The organism is Pseudomonas corrugata (genome assembly GCF_001269905.1).
Lineage (GTDB): Bacteria > Pseudomonadota > Gammaproteobacteria > Pseudomonadales > Pseudomonadaceae > Aquipseudomonas > Aquipseudomonas corrugata.
Genome location: NZ_LHVK01000003.1, coordinates 985,269 through 1,004,912 on the forward strand (window position 1 = coordinate 985,269; position 19,644 = coordinate 1,004,912).

Below are 19,644 nucleotides of genomic sequence, written 5' to 3' on the forward strand. Positions count from 1 at the left end.
TTGTTAAGCATCCTTGGAGACGATAGCGAGCAGTTCGCTTTCAGACAGCGAAGCCATTTCTTGTTGCAGGTCCATCAATTCATCCGACTCGTACTGGGCCAGTTGCAGGGTGTTGATCAGGTCGGCCAGTGCCAGCAGCGACGGGTGTTCGAACAGGCTCCTGAGGGGCACTTCGACGGCGAAGGTTTCTCGTGCCCGCAGGGTGACTTGCACCGCCAGCAGCGAATGGCCGCCAAGCTCGAAGAAATCGTCGTGCCGACCGATCCGCTCCAGGCCCAGCAGCTCGGCCCAGATCTGCGCCAGCAGTTCTTCGGTTTCGCCGTTGGGGGCTTCGTACTCGCGGTAGGCGAAGTCCTCGCTGCGAGGCGCGGGCAGGGCGCGGCGGTCGAGCTTGCCGTTGGGGCTCAACGGCAGTTGTTCGACCACCACGAACGCCGCCGGGACCATGTAGTCCGGCAACTGCGAGGTCAGGTACGGGCGCAAGGTGCTGCTGGCATTGCGGCCGGCCAGGTGCGGCTCGACGCTCAGGTAGGCCACCAGGCGCAGGGCCCCGGGGCTGTCTTCGCGAGCGATGACGGCCGCCTCGCGCACCCCCGGCAGGGTCAGCATCAGGGCTTCGATTTCGCCGGGCTCGATGCGGAAACCGCGGATCTTGACCTGCTGGTCGTTGCGTCCGAGGAAGTCGAGTACGCCATCGGCGCGCATGCGCACCAGGTCGCCGGTGCGGTACATCCGCGCCTCCTCGTCCGGGCTGAACGGGTCGGCGAGGAAGTGTTCGGCGTTCAGTTGCGCACGGTCCAGGTAGCCCCGGGCGACGCCCGCGCCCCCCACGTACAGTTCACCCGGCACGCCGAGTGGTGCCGGCCGGCCCTGTTCGTCGAGCACGTACAGGCGGCTGTTCGGGATGGCACGACCGATTGGCACCGTGCCCTGGTCCTGGGCGCTGCAGCGATGCACCGTGGCCCAGACGGTGGCTTCGGTGGGACCGTACTCGTTGTACAAGGCGATGGCCGGTTCCAGGCCCGCACATTCCTGTACCAATTGCGCCGGGCAGGCTTCGCCGGCGACGATCATCTCCCGCAGGCAGCCGTGTCCGTTTTCGCTGGCAAGACTCGCCAACACCAGACGGCCCAGGGACGGCACGCACAGCAGTGAAGTGATGGCCTGTTCGCCGATGAAGCGGGCAATGGCTTGCGGATCGCGAGCGGCTTCGGCCGCCGGAACGCACAAGGTGCCGCCGCTGATCAACGTGCCGAAGATCCCTGCCACGGAGCTGTCGAAGGCAATCGACGAGAGCAACAGGAAGCGCTTGTCGATCGATGGCCCATACACCGTGCGCCTGGCCAGCGTCGAAGCAACCAGGTTGCGATGTTCGATCATCACCCCCTTGGGTTTGCCGGTGGAGCCGGAGGTGTAGATCACATAAGCCAGGTGCGCCGGGGTCAGGCCGGTGGCATCCCAGCGCGGATCGCGGGTACTCGTCTGCGCCGTCAGGGCCTGTTCGATGGCCAGGTAGCGGGTGCCTTCCTGCAGTGTGCCGACGGCTGCGCGACCGACCGGATCGGCCAGCAGCAGGCGCGGCCGAGCATCCTCGACAATTGACGCCAGGCGGTCGGCCGGGTAGCTCGGGTCCAGTGGCACGTAGGCGCCGCCGGCCTTGAGAATGCCCAGCAGGCCGCTGATCATCGCCGCGCTGCGTTCAACGCAGATCGCCACCAGATCCCCCGGTTGAACCCCGGTGGCGATCAAGTGATGGGCCAGGCGATTGGCTTGGGCATTGAGCTCGGCATAAGTGAAGGCTTGCCGAGCGTCGACCAGGGCACAGGCGTCCGGTGTGCGGAGCACCTGCTCTTCGAACAGATGCTGGATGCACAGGTGTGTCGGGTAGTCCTCGCGGGTCTGGTTGAAGGTCTCCAGCAGCAGGCTGCGTTCCTGGGGCGGCAGCACGTCCAGTTGCGTGAGTGGAATCCGTGGCGTGTACATCAAGGCCTGGGTCAGTTGTTCCAGGGCCCGTTGCATCAGCGCACAGATGCGTTGTGGGTCCACTGCCCGGACGCTCTGTACCGTCAGCCCCAGGGCATCGCCATAGTCGTTGACCGACAGGGTCAGCGGGTAGTTGGTGCGCTCGGCGCTGTTGAGGATGCGCATGCCCGGCCATTGCAGTTGGCTGTCGTCGCGCTGGTGTCGATAGTTGAGCAGGGTGGTGAACAGCGGCAAAGCGCTGGGCACGTCGCTGCAACGTTGGGCCAGGGCCAGGGAGGCCTGTTCGTGGGCCAGCAGTTCGATCAGGTCGCGATGGGTCGCCAGGACCTTGTCGTTGGCGCCAGCGCCGGCCAGTTGCACCCGCACCGGCAAGGTGTTGATGAACACCCCCAGGGCCCGTTCGGCCCCCGCCGAGCCTTGCAGACGACCGGCGACCACGGTGCCGAACACCACGTCGTCGCGCCCGGTGCAGCGGGCCAGCACTTGCGCCCAGGCCACATGGAACAGCGCCGCCGGGGTGATGCCCCGTTCCCTGGCCTGGGCCCGCAGGCGCAGGTTGAGTTCAAGGCTCAGTTGTACGCTGGCCTCTTCGATGTGATTGCCATCCCCTTGTACTTCGAGCAGGTCGAAGGGCGCGGTGGGCGCATCGACATCCGCCAGCCGGCGGCTGAAGTAGGCCTCGTGGACCTGGGCCGGCGTGGCCTGGGTCTGGGCGATGAAGTCGCGATAAGGCTGCGGTGTGCCCAGGCTGTCGCCTTGTCCGTGGAGGATGGCGTGGATTTCTTCCAGGACGATTTCCAGGGTGACGTGGTCGCTCGCCATGTGGTGATTGAGCAGCGCCAGCACCCAGCGTTCGGAGCGCGGAGCCCGGGCGATGCAGGCCCGCATCAGCGGTGCCTGGCGAAGATCCAGGCGCAGTTGCCGTGGGTCGCTCAGGGCTTGGAGTTGACTGAGCGGGTCCTGGTGACTGTCCAGGGTGACGCTGTGCACCGGCAGGCGGGCCTGGCGTTGCACCACTTGCACCGCCTGGGGCAAGCCGTCCCACTGCACGCAGGTGCGCAGGATGTCATGGCGATCGATCACCTGCTGCAAGGCGCCGATAAAGGCATCGAGGCGCTGGCGGTCGTCGAACTCGAGCAGCGAGCGGACCAGATAGGCGTCGCCTTCGTGTCCGAGCAAGTGATGGAACAGGATGCCTTGCTGCAACGGGGCCAGAGGATAGATGTCCTGGATGTTCGCGGCGCCGCCAGGGACCGCAGCGACGATGCGTTCGAGCTGGTCCACCGTCAGATCCACCAGGGGCAACATGTCCGGCGTCAGGCTGGTGCAATCGGCCGGAATCCGGTTGGCCGGGGCCTGGAAGGCCGTATTGGTGGTGTCGGTCAGGGCCGAGGCAAGGTCCCGCAGGGTCGGTGCGCCGAAGACGCTGCGCACGTCGGCGTTCAGGCCATGTTCGCGCAGGCGTTCGATCAGGCTGACCGCCATCAGCGAATGGCCGCCCAGTTCGAAGAACCCGTCGTGGCGGCCGACCTGCTCAAGGCCCAGCAGCTGTTGCCAGATATCGGCGATGGTCCGCTCCACCGTGCCTTGCGGTGCCTCGTAGGCCTGGCTGGCGTAGGCGTCCTGATCCGGTTCGGGCAGGGCGCGACGGTCCAGCTTGCCGTTGGGGGTGAGTGGCAGGGCGTCGAGCACCACGAAGGCGCTGGGCACCATGTGCTCGGGCAGGCGGCCCAGGAGTTCGGCACGCAATTGCGTGGCGGCCGCCGGTTCGCCGCACAGGTAGGCCACCAGGCGTTTGCCGCTCTGGTGGTCACGGGCGATGACGGCCGCTTCGCGGACCCCGGCAAGGGCGGCGAGGGCAGCTTCGATTTCGCCCAACTCGACCCGCAGACCACGGATTTTCACCTGATCGTCGTTACGTCCCAGGTATTGCAGGGTGCCGTCGGGCAACCAGCGGCCAATGTCGCCGGTCTTGTACAGGCGGGCACCGGCGCGCTCGCTGAACGGGTCGTCAATGAAGCGTTCGGCGCTGAGTTGCGGCAGGTTGAGGTAACCCCGCGCCACACCGACACCGCCGATGTGGATCTCGCCGGGCACGCCCAGGGGCAGCAACTGGCCGTGGTTGTCGAGCACATGCAATTGCATGTTGCGGATCGGTCGGCCGATGGGGATCGGGCGGGTCCGGTAGGTGGCGAGGTCGGTGTCGGCGGTGTACCAGGCGACTACGTCGCTGCATTCGGTCGGCCCGTAGCTGTTGATGATCGCCGGCCGTGGCAGCGGCAGTTTTTCCAGCATGGCGACCTGGATCGGCTCGCCGCCCAGCACCACCCGTTTCAGACAGGCCAGTGCCGCGTGCCGGTCGGCATCCACCAGGGCGTGGAAGGCGCTGGGGGACATGTTGAGGTGGGTAATCCCGGCCTCGGCGACCTGGGCGACGATGGCGCCCGGGTTGAACGGTTCTTCGGCCAGGTGCAACGAGGCGCCGACCATCAGCGGGGCGAGGATGTTCTTCTGGGTCAGGTCGAAGTTATAGGACGAGGCCAGCAGCACCGCATCGCCGGCATGGAAGGCCAGGTCGTCGAGGTACCAGTCCAGCAGGTTGCGCAGGCCGCGATGTTCGACCATAACGCCCTTGGGCAAACCGGTGGAGCCGGAGGTGTAGATCACGTAGGCCAGGTGGCCCACATTCAGTTCGCTCACTTGCGGATCATGGGCCGGTTGCTCCAGCAGCGCCGGGCTGCCCAGTTCGAGGGTGGCCAGGCCCTGGGGCACCGGTAGTTCGTCCAGGCCTTGCTGGCGCACCAGGGCCCGCGGTGCGCTGTCGGCGAGCATGTGGCTCAGGCGTTGCGCCGGGTATTGCGGGTCCAGCGGCACATAGGCCGCCCCGGCCTTGAGGATACCCAGCAGGCCGATGACCATCTCCGGGCTGCGACGTGCACAGAGGCCGACGGTGTCGTCGGGCCGCACGCCCAGGGCGATCAAACCGTGGGCCACGCGATTGGCCTGGGCATTGAGTTCGGCGTAGCTCAGGGTTTGCCCGGCACCGACCAGCGCCACTGCATCCGGCGTCCGACTTGCCTGTGCGGCGAACACGGCGTGGGGGAAGCGACTCGGGCTTTCATCCAGGCTGACGGGGGCAGGGTTGAACGTCTCCAGCAGTTGCCGGCGTTGCGCGTCATCCAGCAACGGCAGCGTTGCCACCGGCTGCGTGGCGTCCTCCAGCATCCCGTCGAGCAGGTGCAGCAGGTGCTGGCCCCAACGGGCGATGGTGCTTTCGTCGAACAGGTCGGTGGCGTATTCGAACTGGCCGCTGATGGTTTCGCCGTCGTCGTTGAGGGACAGGCTCACATCGAACTGGGTGGTGCCGGTCGGTTGCGGCAACGGGCTCAGGTTCAAGCCCGGCAGTGCCAGGGCCTGGTCCTGTGGCGTGTTGCCGAGCACCAGCATGGCCTGGAACAGCGGGCTATGACCGAGGCTGCGCTCCGGTTGCAAGGCTTCGACCACTTGTTCGAACGGCAGGTCCTGATGGCCGTAGGCGTCGAGGGTGGTGGCTTTGATGCGTTCGAGCAACTGCTCGACCGGGCTATCGGCCTGCACGTCGATGCGCAGGGCCAGGGTGTTGACGAAGAAGCCGATCAGCGCTTCGGTTTCACGCCGTGGACGGTTGGCGACGGGCGTGCCGACCACCACCTCCGACTGATTGCTCAGGCGCGACAGCAGGATCGACCAGGCTCCCAGCAGGGTCATGAACGGGGTCAGGCCGCGCTCCTGGCTGAAGCGCCGCAGGCGCGCGCTCAATGGTGCGGGCAGTTGCAGCGCCAGTGCGGCGCCCTGGTAGCTCTGCACCTGGGGCCGTGGATGGTCGGCCGGCAGTTCCAGCAGTGCCGGGGCGCCGGTGAGGTGCTCCTTCCAGAATTGTGTCTGGGCTTGCAGGCGTTCGCCTTGCAGATGCTGCTGTTGCCAGGCGGCGTAATCGGCGTATTGCAGGGACAGGGGCGGCAGCGGATCTTCGCGGTCCTGGCTGAACGCGGCGTACAGCGCATTGAACTCACCGATCAACACCGCCACCGACCAGCCGTCGGAGACGATGTGATGCTGGGTCACCAGCAGGATGTGCTCGTCCTCGGCCAGGCGCAGTAGACGTCCGCGAATCAGCGGGCCGCTGCTCAGGTCGAATGCGGCGCGGGCTTCTTCCTGGGACAGTCGCTCGACGGCCGGTTGCCGTGCCTCAGGGGCCAGGGTTTGCAGGTCGTGCTCGACCAGGGCGAAGCCGATGTCCGCCGGGGCGAAACGCTGGCGCACTTCGCCGTCCTGGCGCTCGAAGGTGGTGCGCAGGCTTTCGTGGCGGGCGACGATGCGGTCCAGGGCCCGCTGCAAGACCTGGCGGTCCAGGCTGCCACGCAGGTGCAGGGCGGCAGGCATGTGGTAGGCGACGCTGGCGGCATGGTCCAGTTGATCGAGGAACCACAAGCGCTGCTGGGCCAGGGACAGCGGCAGCGGTTGCTCGCGAGAGACCACGGCAATCGCCTGGAGCCGGGACTGGCCGGCCTGTTCGACGTGTTGGGCCAGTTCGCTCAGGGAGGTTTGGGCGAACAGGGTGCGCAGGTCGATCTCGGCGCCGAGGTCCTGGTGCAGGCGGGCTTGCAACTGCACGGTGAGCAGGGAGTGGCCGCCCAGTTCGAGGAAGCCGTCGTGACGGCCGACCTGATCCAGGTGCAGCAGGTTTTTCCAGATCTCGGCAATGGCGACTTCGGTGTCACCTTGCGGCGCTTCGTAGGCCTTGCTGGCGAGGGCTTCCAGGCCGGGCTCGGGCAGGGCGCGGCGATCGAGCTTGCCGTTGGCGGTGAGGGGTAGGGCGTCCAGGTGCACGAAGGCGCTGGGCACCATGTATTCGGGCAAGTGCTTGAGCAAGGTGCTGCGCAGGTGCTCGGCACTGGTCGGTTCGCCACACAGGTAGGCCACCAGGCGATTGTCGTCTCGGGCAATGACCACGGCTTCGGTGACCCCGGCACAACTGAGCAGCACGTTCTCGATCTCACCCAACTCGATACGGAAGCCGCGGATCTTCACCTGGAAGTCGTTGCGGCCCAGGTATTCGAGCGTGCCATCGGCCATCCAACGACCGAGGTCGCCGGTCTTGTACAGGCGGGCGCTCGGCTCACTGCTGAACGGATCGGCGATGAAACGCTCGGCGCTCAGCTCCGGCCGGTTCAGGTAACCCCGGGCCACACCGACACCGCCGATATGGATTTCCCCGGCCACCCCCAACGGTGCCGGCTCACCCCGCGCATCCAGCACGTGGACCTGGACGTTGGCGAACGGTCGGCCGATGCTCGGGCGCTCACCCAGGTCGCGGATCAGGTCGATGGTGGCGTCCACCGTGCACTCGGTGGGGCCGTACATGTTGTAGAAACGAATGCTCTGGCAGTTACGCAATTTCTCCCAGGTGGCGGCGTTGATCGCTTCGCCACCGAGCAGCACGCTCACCGGCTGGTAGCTCTGGCGCTCCAGCAGGCCGGCGGCGAGCAGGGTGTCGAGCTGCGATGGCGTGGAGTCGAAGGCATGCACCTGATGCTGTTCGAGGAAGTCCAGCAACTCGCTGCCGCTGGCGCGGATCAGTTGCGGGATGATCACCAGGCGATGGCCGGAGAACAACTGCGAGATGCCCTTGATCGACATGTCGAAGAAGAACCCGGCGTTCAGGGCCACGGTGGCTGGGGTCGGGCAGTGCTGATGGGTGGTGCGGGTCAGCACGTGCCAGAAGTTGAACACCGAACGGTGCTCGACCATTACGCCCTTGGACTGGCCGGTGGAACCGGAGGTGTAGATCACGTAGGCCAGGTGTTCCGCAGTCAGGCCCGGTACTTGTGGGTTGCTGTCGAAAGCTGAATCGTCCGCTGCTTGCAACGACTCCACGATGTCCAGCAACAACACCGGCAGTTCCCCGGACGGCAGGGACAGCGCCGACTGGGTCAACAACGCCTGGGGTTGGCTGTCCTGGAGCATGAAGGCCATGCGCTCGGCCGGGTGCGCCGGGTCGATGGGCACGTAGGCGGCACCGGCCTTGAGCACGCCCAAGAGGCCAACGATCATCTCCAGGCTGCGCTCGGCGCAGATGGCCACGCGCTGATCGGGTTGCACGCCGAGGGCGAGCAACTGCCGGGCCAGGTGGTTGGCGCGACGATTGAGCTGGCGATAGCTCAGCTGGCGCTCTTCGCAGACCAGGGCCACGGCGTCGGGATTGGCGTGCACCTGGGCTTCGAACAACTGGTGGATTGGTTGCGCCGCGCCGAAATCGCTGGCGGTGCGGTTGAAGTCTTCGAGCAGCAATTGGCGTTCGCTGGCGGGCACCACGTCGAGGCTGCTGGCGAGGCGTCCGGGGGATTGCTCCAGAGCGTCCACCAGGGCGGCCACGGCCTGGCCCAGGTAGGCGGCGATGTGTTGCGGATCGATGCCGGTGATGGACTGGGCGGTCACGGAGAAGTCATCGCCTTCATCTGCCACGGCCACTTCGATCGGATAATTGGTGCGGGCTTCGTTGCTCAGGAAGCGCACACCGTCCCAGGCCAGGACCTGATCGGCATTGGCCAGCGAACCGCCGTCGGTCTGATGGCGGTAGTTGAGCAGTGTGGTGAACAGCGGCAGGCCGGGGCCGACGCCACTGCAACGTTGAGCCAGGGCCAGGGAGGCCTGTTCATGGTTCAGCAGTTCGCTGAGGTCGCGGTAGGTTTCGTCCACCAGCGCGGCCACCCCGAACCCGGCCAGTCGGACCCGCACCGGCAAGGTATTGATGAACACCCCCAGCGCCCGGTCGGCGCCCACCGAGCCTTGCAGGCGGCCGGCGACCACGGTGCCGAACACCACATCGTCACGGTCGGTGCAGCGTCCGAGCACCTGGGCCCAGGCGATGTGGAACAGCACGGCTGGCGTGACGCTGGCCGCACGGGATTGGGCGCGTATCCGCTGGCTCAGGGCCGGATCGAGGCGCACGCTGGTTTCTGCGACTTGGCTGCCGTCACCCTGGACATCCAGCACACCGAACGGTGCGGTGGGTTCGTCGACAGCGCCCAGGCGTTGGCTGAAATAGGCTTCATGGGTCTGAGGCGATGTTGCGAGGACCTGTGCGACGAATTCCCGATAAGGCATCGGCGGCGGCAGGCTGTCGCCCTGGCCTTGCAACAGGGTTTGGACTTCTTCGAGGACGATGCCCAGGGACACATGATCGCTGATCATGTGGTGGTCGAGCAGGGCCAGCAAGCAGCGTTCGGAGTGCGGAACCCGGGCGACGCAGGCGCGCATCAGCGGTGCTTGCTGCAAGTCCAGGCGCAGATGCCGGGGGTCGCTCAAACGCTCCAGTTGAGCGCGCGGGTCTTCATCGGCGGCCAGGGCGATGTGCTGCAGCGGCAGCGTGGCCTGGCGTTGCACCACCTGTACCGGCTGCGGCTGGCCGACCCAATGCACGGCGCTGCGCAGGATGTCGTGGCGGTCGATCACCTGCTGCAAGGCACCGATAAAGGCTTCGAGACGCGCGTGGCTGTCGAATTCGATCAGCGAGCGGACCAGGTACGCATCGCCTTCGTGTCCCAGCAGATGATGGAACAGGATGCCTTGCTGCAACGGGGCCAGCGGGTAGATGTCCTGGATATTGGCGGCCCCGCCCGGTACGGCGGCGACGATGCGTTGAAGCTGGGCCTCGGTCAGTTCCACCAGGGGCAACATGTCGGGGGTCAGGGCAGTGCAGCCGTCCGGAATCCGATTGGCTGGGGCGAGGAACGGCGTTTCATTGCTGCGGCTCAAGGCCTGGGCCATTTCCCGCACGCTGGGAGCGGTGAACACGGTGCGCACGCTGGCGCTCAGGCCATGCTGGCGCAAGCGGTCGATCAGGCTCACGGCCAGCAGCGAATGCCCGCCGAGTTCGAAGAAGCGGTCATGACGACCTACCTTGTCGATGTCCAGCAGGTCTTGCCAGATGTTCGCAACGATCTGTTCGATCTCGCCTCGTGGTGCCTCGTAGGCTCGGCTGGCGAATGCCTCAATGCCCGGCGCGGGCAGGGCGCGGCGGTCGAGTTTGCCGTTGGGGGTCAGCGGCAACGCTTCAAGCTGGACGAAGGCGCTCGGCACCATGTACTCCGGCAGCGCCGCCAGCAGCGCGGCACGCAGTTGCTCCACCGGTACCGGCTCACCGCACAGGTAGGCGATCAGGCGCTTGCTGTCGGATTGACCCGGTTTGCTTTCCTGGGCGACCACCACCGCTTCGCGGACACCGGCGCACCCGGCAAGCACGGCTTCGATCTCCCCCAGTTCCACGCGGAAACCGCGGATCTTCACCTGATCGTCGTTGCGTCCCAGGTACTGCAGGGTGCCGTCGGCGCACCAGCGGCCAAGGTCGCCGGTCTTGTACAGGCGTGCGTCCGGATCGGTGCTGAACGGGTCGGCGATGAAACGCTCGGCGGTCAGCTCGTGGCGATTGAGGTAGCCGCGAGCGACACCGACGCCGCCGATGTGAATTTCCCCGGCGACGCCCATGGGGACCAGGTTGCCGAGCGCATCCAGCACGTGCAGTTGAGTGTTGCGCAGCGGCTTGCCGATGGAACGGAAATCGTCGTGCTCGCTTTCCATGCGGCGGATCGAGGCGTTGACCGTGGCTTCGGTCGGGCCGTAGGCATTGAACAGCGCCGGGCGATGGCCGGCGCGGGCGAACCACTGGCTCACGGCCTGCTTGCCCACCGCTTCGCCACCGATCATGAACTGACGCAGGCAAACGGGCAGGGCGACATGGGCGTCTCGGGCGACCTGTTGCCAGAACACGGTCGGCAGGTTGGCGACGCTGATTGCATGCTGCTCGCAAAGCGCGGCGAAGGCAGCGGTGCCGGCGATCCAGGCATCGCTGCGCAGTACCAGGGTGGCGCCGGACAGCAAGGCGCCAAAGATCTCTTCCACCGACATGTCGAAGGTCATGGTGGCGAATTGCAGGATGCGATCCTGGCGGTTGAGGCCGTAGCGTTCCTGCAAGGCACCGATCTGGTTGCACACCGAGCGGTGTTCGAGCATCACGCCTTTCGGCTTGCCGGTGGAGCCGGAGGTGTACATGACGTAGGCCAAGTGCCGGGAGGTCAGGCCCTCGACCCTTGGGTTGCTGTCGTCCCCGTCAGCCGGATCGTCGAGCAACAGCTGCGGCATGTGCAGCGCCGGCAGTTGTTCGGCCATGGTTTCGATCAGGTAACCCTGGGTGAGCAGGACCCGCGGCGTGCTGTCGTCGAGCATGTGCTGCAAGCGGTCCTGCGGATAGTTCGGGTCCAGCGGCACGTAGGCGCCGCCGGCCTTGAGAATGGCCAGGATGCCGATGATCATTTCCGGGCTGCGCTCCACCAGCAAGGCGACCCGCTCATCGGGGCGCAAGCCTGCGGCGATCAGGCGATGGGCGATGCGGTTGGCCCGGGTGTTGAGTTCGGCATAGCTGAGACTGACCTCGTCGGCCTGCACAGCGATGGCCTGGGGGCGTGCCTGTACATGCTGCTCGAACCATTCCTGTAGCAGTCGGCCTTCGGCAAACGGCGCGTGGGTCTGGTTGAAACCGCCGAGCAGTTGCCGGCGTTGTTGGTTATCCAGCAAGGGCAGGGTTGCCACCGGCTGCGTGGCGTCCTCCAGCATCCCATCGAGCAAGTGCAGCAGGTGCTGGCCCCAACGGGCGATGGTGCTTTCGTCGAACAGGTCGGTGGCGTATTCGAACTGGCCGCTGATGGTTTCGCCGTCGTCGTTGAGGGACAGGCTCACATCGAACTGGGTAGTGCCGGTCGGCTGGGCCAGTGGGCTCAGGCTCAACCCCGGCAATTCCAAAGCCTGGTCTTGTGGCGTGTTGCCGAGCACCAGCATGGCCTGGAACAGCGGGCTATGACCGAGGCTGCGCTCCGGTTGCAGGGCTTCGACCACTTGTTCGAACGGCAGGTCCTGATGGCCGTAGGCGTCGAGGGTGGTGGCCTTGATGCGTTCGAGCAACTGCTCGACCGGGCTGTCGGCCTGCACGTCGATGCGCAGGGCCAGGGTGTTGACGAAGAAGCCGATCAGCGCTTCGGTTTCACGCCGTGGACGGTTGGCGACGGGCGTGCCGACCACCACCTCCGACTGATTGCTCAGGCGCGACAGCAGGATCGACCAGGCCCCCAGTAAGGTCATGAACGGGGTCAGGCCGCGCTGCTGGCTGAAGCGTCGCAGGCGCGCGCTCAGCGGTGCGGGCAGTTGCAGCGCCAGTGCGGCGCCCTGGTAGCTCTGCACCTGGGGCCGTGGATGGTCGGCCGGCAGTTCCAGCAGTGCCGGGGCGCCGGTGAGGTGCTCCTTCCAGAATTGTGTCTGGGCTTGCAGGCGTTCGCCTTGCAGATGCTGCTGTTGCCAGGCGGCGTAATCGGCGTATTGCAGGGACAGGGGCGGCAGCGGATCTTCGCGGTCCTGGCTGAACGCGGCGTACAGCGCATTGAACTCACCGATCAACACCGCCACCGACCAGCCGTCGGAGACGATGTGATGCTGGGTCACCAGCAGGATGTGCTCGTCCTCTGCCAGGCGCAGTAGACGTCCGCGAATCAGCGGGCCGCTGCTCAGGTCGAATGCGGCGCGGGCTTCTTCCTGGGACAGTCGCTCGACGGCCGGTTGCCGTGCCTCAGGGGCCAGGGTTTGCAGGTCGTGCTCGACCAGGGAGAAGCCGATGTCGGCCGGGGCGAAGCGTTGGCGCACTTCGCCGTCCTGGCGCTCGAAGGTGGTGCGCAGGCTTTCGTGGCGGGCGACGATGCGGTCCAGGGCCCGTTGCAAGGCGTTGCGGTCCAGGCTGCCGCCCAGGTGCAGGGCGGCGGGCATGTGGTAGGCGACGCTGGCGGCATGGTCCAGTTGATCGAGGAACCACAAGCGCTGCTGGGCCAGGGACAGCGGCAGCGGCTGTTCGCGAGAGACCACGGCAATCGCCTGGAGCCGCGATTGGCCGGCCTGTTCGACATGTTGGGCCAGTTCGCTCAGGGAGGTCTGGGCGAACAGGGTGCGCAGGTCGATCTCGGCACCGAGGTCCTGGTGCAGGCGGGCTTGCAGCTGCACGGTGAGCAAGGAGTGGCCGCCCAGTTCGAGGAAGCCGTCGTGACGGCCGACCTGATCCAGGTGCAGCAGGTTTTTCCAGATCTCGGCGATGGCGACTTCGGTGTCACCTTGCGGCGCTTCGTAGGCCTTGCTGGCGAGGGCTTCCAGGCCGGGCTCGGGCAGGGCGCGGCGATCGAGCTTGCCGTTGGCGGTGAGGGGTAGGGCGTCCAGGTGCACGAACGCGCTGGGCACCATGTATTCGGGCAGATGCTTGAGCAGGGCGTTGCGCAGCTGTTCGGCAGGGACCGGTTCGCCGCAGACATAGGCTACCAGGCGCTTGCTCTCGGGTTGGCCGGGATGGTCTTCGCGGGCAATCACCACCACCTCGCGGACACCGGGGCACAGCGCCAGGGCGGCTTCGACTTCGCCGATCTCGATGCGCAAGCCGCGGATCTTTACCTGGAAGTCATTGCGGCCCAGGTACTCCAGCGCGCCGTTGGCGAGCCAGCGACCGAGGTCGCCGGTCTTGTACAGGCGCGCGTTCGGGGCCTTACTGAACGGGTCGGCGATAAAGCTCTTGGCGCTCAGTTGCGGCAGGTTCAGGTAACCGCGCGCCACGCCGATGCCGCCGATATGGATTTCCCCGGCGATACCCAACGGTTGCGGTCTGCCACGGGCGTCGAGTACGTGCATCTGGATGTTGGCAATCGGTTTGCCGATGGGCACGCTCTCGCCGGGATCGCTGGGGCGGCAGTGCCAGGCGGTCACGTCGATGGCCGCCTCGGTCGGACCGTAGAGGTTATGCAGTTCAACGTCCGCCAGTTGCCGTTCGAAACGCCGTTGCAGGGCACGGGGCAGGGCTTCGCCACTGCATAGCACCCGACGCAGTTCGGGGAAGTCGCGGTTGTCGGGGTGCTCCAGGAACAGGTCGAGCATCGACGGCACGAAGTGCAGCATGGTGATGCCCGCCTCGCGCATCACCTGGGCCAGGTAGGCCGGTTCCTGATGGCCGCCGGGACGGGCCATGACCAGCTCGGCACCGGCCAGCAAGGGCAGGAAGAATTCCCAGACCGACACGTCGAAACCGAACGGGGTCTTTTGCAGGATCCGGTCGCTGGCGTCGACACCGTACTCGTCCCGGGCCCACAGCAAGCGATTGACCACGCCCAGGTGTTCGTTCATCACCCCTTTCGGGGTACCGGTGGAGCCCGAGGTGTAGAGCACGTAGGCCAGGTGTTGCGGCGTCAGGCCAAGCGCCTGCGAATCCGGATTGTGTGTGGGAAGGGCGCTCAGGAGGTCATCGTCATCGAGCGCCAACGCCGGGATATTCAATGGCGGCAACGGGTTCAGCAAGGCGTGGCTGCTCAGTACAGCGCGGGGGGCACTGTCTTCGAGCATATAGGCCTGACGCGCACTCGGCAGGTCCGGGTCGATGGGCACATAGGCGCCGCCGGCCTTGAGCACGCCCAGCAGGGCGACGACCATCTCCGGGCTGCGCTTGAGGCACACAGCCACTCTTGCATCCGGCTTCACGCCGAGTTCGATCAGGCGATGGGCGAGTTGGTTGGCCTGGTGGTTGAGCTGTTCATAGCTGAGTAGCGGCCCGCTGTCGCCGCGCACGGCACAGTCATGAGGACGTTGCTCGACCTGCTGTTCGAACAGGGTGTGGATCAACACATCCCGCGGATACTCTCGCGCAGTGGCATTGAACTCTACTTGCAGGCGCTGACGTTCGGCCGCGCTCATCAGCGGGTAGTCGCCCACTGGCGTGTCGTGCTGCTCAAGTACCGCTTCGAGCATCGAGACGACGCGCTGTTGCAGGAGACGGGCTTCTTCCACGCTGTAGTAGGCAGTGTTGAAGTTGAAGTCCAGATGCACATCTTCGAACGGGTGGTAATCACGCACGAAGATCGCCATCGGCGTCTGTTCGTAGCCGTTGTCCATGGTGATGACGGTGGATGAGGTGCCGCCGAACTGGTCGTCACCATCCAGACTTTCGAATGACAGTGAAACGTCGAACAGCTGCCGGCGCCCGGCCTGCGCGAGGCGCAGGATGCGGTTGAGTTCGGCAATCGGGAAGCGCTGGTGGCGGTAGCAGCGGCGCAGTTGGCCACCGGCGGCGTGCATCAGGTCCAGCAGCGAGGCGTCGAGGTCGACGGGCAGGCGAATCGGGCTCACCGAGGAAAACATTCCTGCGGTTTCCTTGGTGCGGGCGTTGGTGCGGTTGTGCACGGGCATGCCGATGACCATCTCATCGACGCCCACGGTACGGCAGAAATACGTGGCGACCACGCTGATCAGCACATGGGCCACCGACAAACTGCGCTCGCTGGCGAATTCCGTCAGGGCATTGTAGAGCGCCCGTGGCAGCATCGCCTGGACCTGGGCGCTGGGGGCCAGTTCATTGGCCTGGCCGGTCTTGAAGTCGGCCCTGCGTTGCAGCAGCGACGGTGGCAGCTGGGCGTAGGTTTCCTGCCAGAACTCGCGGTCGCGCTCGTAGCGTGACGATTGCAGGTAGGCGCGGTCGTCCTCCAGGAACGACAGATAGGAGTGCCCTTCGGCGACTTTCTCATTGCCGGCGAGCAAGCCGTTGTAGGCAGCGCCCACGGCATGACCGATCAGCGCCACACCGATACCGTCGGTGACCAGGTGGTGGTAACGGTTGAGCCAATAGTGACGGTTCGGGCCACAACGCACCATGCGCGCTTCCCAAAGCTGACCAGTCAGCTCCGGGAACGGCTGGCGGAAAGCGTTACGCAGGTACTCCATCGCCAATCCGGCATCGGCTTCGGCCTCGGTAAACTCGACGATGTCCAGCTTGACCTTGACCTCGGGCAGGACCCGCTGGCGGCCGATGCCGCCCTCATGGCTGAAGCTCAGTCGCAGGGCGTCATGGTTGTTGGCGACCAGCTCGATGGCTTTCTCGAACAGCGGGATGTCGATTTCGCCCTTGATCTCCAGAGACATGCCAATGTTGTAGTAGGGCAGGTCCGGGTGCGCGATCTGGTCGAGCCAAATGCCCTGCTGGACGGAGGCCAATTCGTGGGTGGCGCAGTCTTGCGTGGGCAGCATTTCGGTCGACGAATCCATTTCGGAGCACCTGCAGGCAGAATCAATTGAGGTTTGTCTCCGTTCGAATGGCGGTGCATGAAGGCCTGGGCGACTGCCAATCGGCGGATGCAAATAGTCGTGGAGAGGGACATCGGGGCCGTTGGCAGGCGCCTGATGCGAGGGGGGCGTCGGGGGGCTGTGGTGCGGCTGTCGATGGGCCGTCCTGCCGTCCGGTCACGCCTGATGTCCCTTCACAATGTGGGAAAAAATTAGAGGATCCGCTTCCCGATGTCTGTCATGGGAAGCAGGGACAACGACGGGAAACGCGGCTTTGCGGCGCTTGGGCGTGGTCGCGCGAGTCTGTTATACCAACGACCTGAGTGAGTTTGCGAGGGTTGAACATGCCACTGATCGCCGAATCGGAGCGTCCGGTCTCCAAGTTCTGGAGCCTGTCCCGTTTTCCCAATCACCCGCAGGCAGGGGCGGTCGAAGTGATCGACGCGCTGGCGATTTCCAAAGAGGAGTTCACCCGGCGCTACGTCAATCGCAACCGGCCCTGCCTGATCAAGAATGCCGTGCGGCACTGGCCGGCCTTCCACAAGTGGAATCGCCTGGACTACCTCAAGACCCACTCCCACAACAGTGCCGTGGTGGTCCGTTCGCAGATCGTCTCGGAGGTCATCGGCTGGTCCAATCCCAAGGTCAAGGCCGAGCTGACCGAGTATGCGAACACGGTCTACCGGGACATGCCGTTCCATGAGTTCCTCGACAGCCTGGGCGAGGGCGATTCGCCGCTGGTGGCCGACAGTTGCCGTTTCTCCGAAGGTTCGGCCATCGAGCGGCTGAAGGAGGACGTCGGTGGCCTGCCGTTCATGCCTCAGCTGGGCAAGACCCGGGCCTATCCTCCCCATCGCAGTTTCCTGTACCGCAACTCCTACACCGATTGGCATTTCCATGTCACCGACGAAACGTTCATGGCCCAGGTGGTCGGGGCCAAGGAAGTCCTGCTGCTGCCGCCGGACGAAGCCAGTTGGCGAGCGTTGCGGCCGGTAATCGAGGAAGCGGGCTACCTTTACGACATCGATACCGGGCGTTTTCCCGGGACGCGGGACCTGCGTGCCCTGCGTACGGTGGTGGAGCCGGGCGATGCGCTGTACATCCCGGTCTACTGGTGGCATGCGGTCCAGTCCATGGACGACGCATTCGGCGCCACGGTCGCGGCCACGTTCCCGACGCCTTTGCATGTCAGTGGCAACATCAGTTCGCCCATCGCCAGGCGCGTGTTGCGCAACTACCTGTTTTCCCGCTATGCGCCCCTGGTGGTGGGTGCGGTGGCGTACTCCATGGTCTATCGGCTGATGAGCAAGCTGATCGATGTCGCCACGTCCCGCGATGTGCGCACATGAGCCTGGTGAACGATCGCAGGGGCTTCGACCTGGGGCGGGGTTTCTATTTCCTCTGGTGTGGCGAATCCCTGGCGGTCATCGGTACGGCGCTGATGGAGTTCGCCCTCGGCGTCTGGGTGTACACCCACACCGGTTCGGCGGTGGCGTTCGCCAACGTGGTACTGGCGGCCACCTTGCCGGCGGTGCTGTTCCTGCCACTGGCGGGAGGGCTGGCCGACCGGATCAGCCACCGGGTCATCATTGTCTGTTGCGATGTCAGCCTGGCGGTGCTGCTGTTGGGCGTCATGGCGTTGCTCTGGTTCGAGCGCCTGGAGCCGTTGCACCTGTACATCTTCAATTGCCTGGCGTCGATTGTCAGCGCCTTCCGCAAGCCGGCGTATCAGGCGGCTGTCAGCACGATTGTCGCCCCGGATAAATTCACCCGGGCCTCGGGACTGATCAGCATCAGCAAGAACGCTTCGGCCCTGGTGGCGCCGCTGCTGGCGGGGGCGATCATGGCGAAGGCCGGACTGGTGACGATCCTGGCGGTAGACCTGGTGACGTTCTGCTCCGGCACGCTGTTGGTGATCAAGGCGTTTTCCCACGTGCGGCGGCCGGCGGCCCATCACGACGCGATGGCCAAGGGCACGGTCTTCGGCGGTGCCCTGGGCAACGTCGCCGCGGCACTGAAGTTCTTCGTCGCCGAACGCCTGATGGCGGGGCTGCTGGTGTACACCATGATGCGCAGCGCGCTGTTGGCCCTGGCGACGTTGATGATGACGCCGTTGCTGTTGTCGACCCTGGGCAGCCAGGTCCTGGGCATGGCCTATACCTGGGCGGCCTTGGGCGGTTTGGCCGGTGCGGGGTTGTTGATTTCCATGGGCAATCCGCGCCGATTGATGGCGATGGTGGCGGTGGCCGACCTGTTGCTGGCGGGGTGCGTCGTTGCCTTGGGGATGGTCTCGCAGGCCGTGGCCTACTGCGCCTTGGCATTCGTGGCGATCACCATGGCGAGCATCGCCGATGCCAGCGTGAACGCGCTGTGGATGCGCAGGATTCCCGCCGGCAGCCGCGCCAGTGTGTTTGCCTTGATCAGTATGTTGACCATTGCCGCCACCAGCCTGGCCGTCATCGTCGGCGGTTTCCTGGTCGATCATTGGTTCCAGCCGGCGCTGATGCCCGGCGGACTGTACGCCGATTCGATTGGACGCTGGTTGGGAACAGGGCCGGGACGTGGCGTGGGGATGCTGTTCGTGGTCGCCGGGGCGCTGTTTGCGCTGCTGCCGCTGAGCGTCCTGCTCTACGCACCGATGCGTCGCCTGGACGAGGCGCCCACGCCAATGGCCGTGGTGCGGATGGCCGACGGCCCGCAGGTCGACCCGCTGTGACGCTGTACCGGATTCCCGTGACAGACAGGCCGGGCCCACTGGGTCAACCTTCCCAGACTGGTCCGCTGTGCCCCTCGTCGCCACCGGAATCGACAACCCTCAACAAAAGGAGCTCCTATGCGCCCGTCGTTTTATGATTCCAGCCGTTTTCCGCATCTCAAGAACCTCGCCGACAACTGGGAAGTGATCCGCGAGGAGTTCCTGGCCCTCGATGCGCCGACCCTGACCATCAACCGCGTAGGCAAGTCGATCACCGAGATCGTCGATGAAGTGGCCGCGCACATGGAGGCCGGCGGTGAGTATGGCTGGCTCTGGGGCTGGGGTGATGACATGGATGTCATGCCGGAATGGACCCAATACGGCCTGGTCGCCTATGACACCCCGATCCCCTATGCCCGCGCCGCCATGCCCGGGACCATCGACCTGCTGAGCAAGATCCCCGGCATCAAGCTCTGTGCCTTGCTGCGCATGGAACCCAACGTTTTTCTCGGCACCCACTCCCACACCGGCACTTGGGAAGAAGGCCTGTTGCACATGCAACTGACCATCGATGCGCCGACCACCCAGAACTATGCCTACCTCAACGTCAATGGCAACTTCAACCAGAGCACCAACGGCAACCTGGTGATCTTCGACGGCTCCCTCGATCACTTCGCCGTCAACGCTTCCCGGGCTCACCGTACTGTGCTTTATCTTGAGTTCTATCGCGAGAAGCACATGGCGGCGTGAGGTTCACCTGGTTGAGTGGGGCCAAGTCTGCTCGTAGAGGGTGTGCCAGC

4 protein-coding genes are annotated in these 19,644 nt (G+C 65.5%); 3 read left to right on the forward strand and 1 reads right to left on the reverse strand.

The annotated features are described in order from the left end of the window. Positions 1-3: 3 nt before the first annotated feature. Entirely contained in the window at positions 4-16,131 is a 16,128-nt protein-coding gene (locus AD665_RS04680) for a non-ribosomal peptide synthetase (RefSeq protein WP_053191121.1), read from the reverse strand. 362 nt (positions 16,132-16,493) lie between these two features. Here AD665_RS04680 and AD665_RS04685 point away from each other — a divergent pair, with 362 nt between their 5' ends. From AD665_RS04685 to AD665_RS04695, 3 genes are all read left to right on the forward strand, one after another. Next, positions 16,494-17,498 (forward strand): cupin-like domain-containing protein, encoded by a 1,005-nt coding sequence (locus AD665_RS04685; protein WP_024780237.1) that lies wholly within the window; start codon positions 16,494-16,496, stop codon positions 17,496-17,498. Continuing rightward, positions 17,495-18,865, forward strand: coding sequence for an MFS transporter (locus AD665_RS04690; protein WP_024780236.1), 1,371 nt, complete (start codon positions 17,495-17,497; stop codon positions 18,863-18,865). The genes AD665_RS04685 and AD665_RS04690 overlap by 4 nt, the downstream gene beginning before the upstream one ends. Positions 18,866-18,982: 117 nt before the next feature. Further along, positions 18,983-19,594 (forward strand): aspartyl/asparaginyl beta-hydroxylase domain-containing protein, encoded by a 612-nt coding sequence (locus AD665_RS04695; RefSeq protein ID WP_024780235.1) that lies wholly within the window; start codon positions 18,983-18,985, stop codon positions 19,592-19,594. The last annotated feature ends 50 nt before the right edge of the window (positions 19,595-19,644 follow it).

What these genes read in the sequence shown, in the direction of transcription:
- AD665_RS04695 (WP_024780235.1), top strand. Translation starts at nt 18,983, where the DNA reads ATGCGCCCGTCGTTTTATGATTCCAGCCGTTTTCCGCATCTCAAGAAC.
- AD665_RS04680 (WP_053191121.1), bottom strand. Translation starts at nt 16,131, where the DNA reads ATGGATTCGTCGACCGAAATGCTGCCCACGCAAGACTGCGCCACCCAC.
- AD665_RS04690 (WP_024780236.1), top strand. Translation starts at nt 17,495, where the DNA reads ATGAGCCTGGTGAACGATCGCAGGGGCTTCGACCTGGGGCGGGGTTTC.
- AD665_RS04685 (WP_024780237.1), top strand. Translation starts at nt 16,494, where the DNA reads ATGCCACTGATCGCCGAATCGGAGCGTCCGGTCTCCAAGTTCTGGAGC.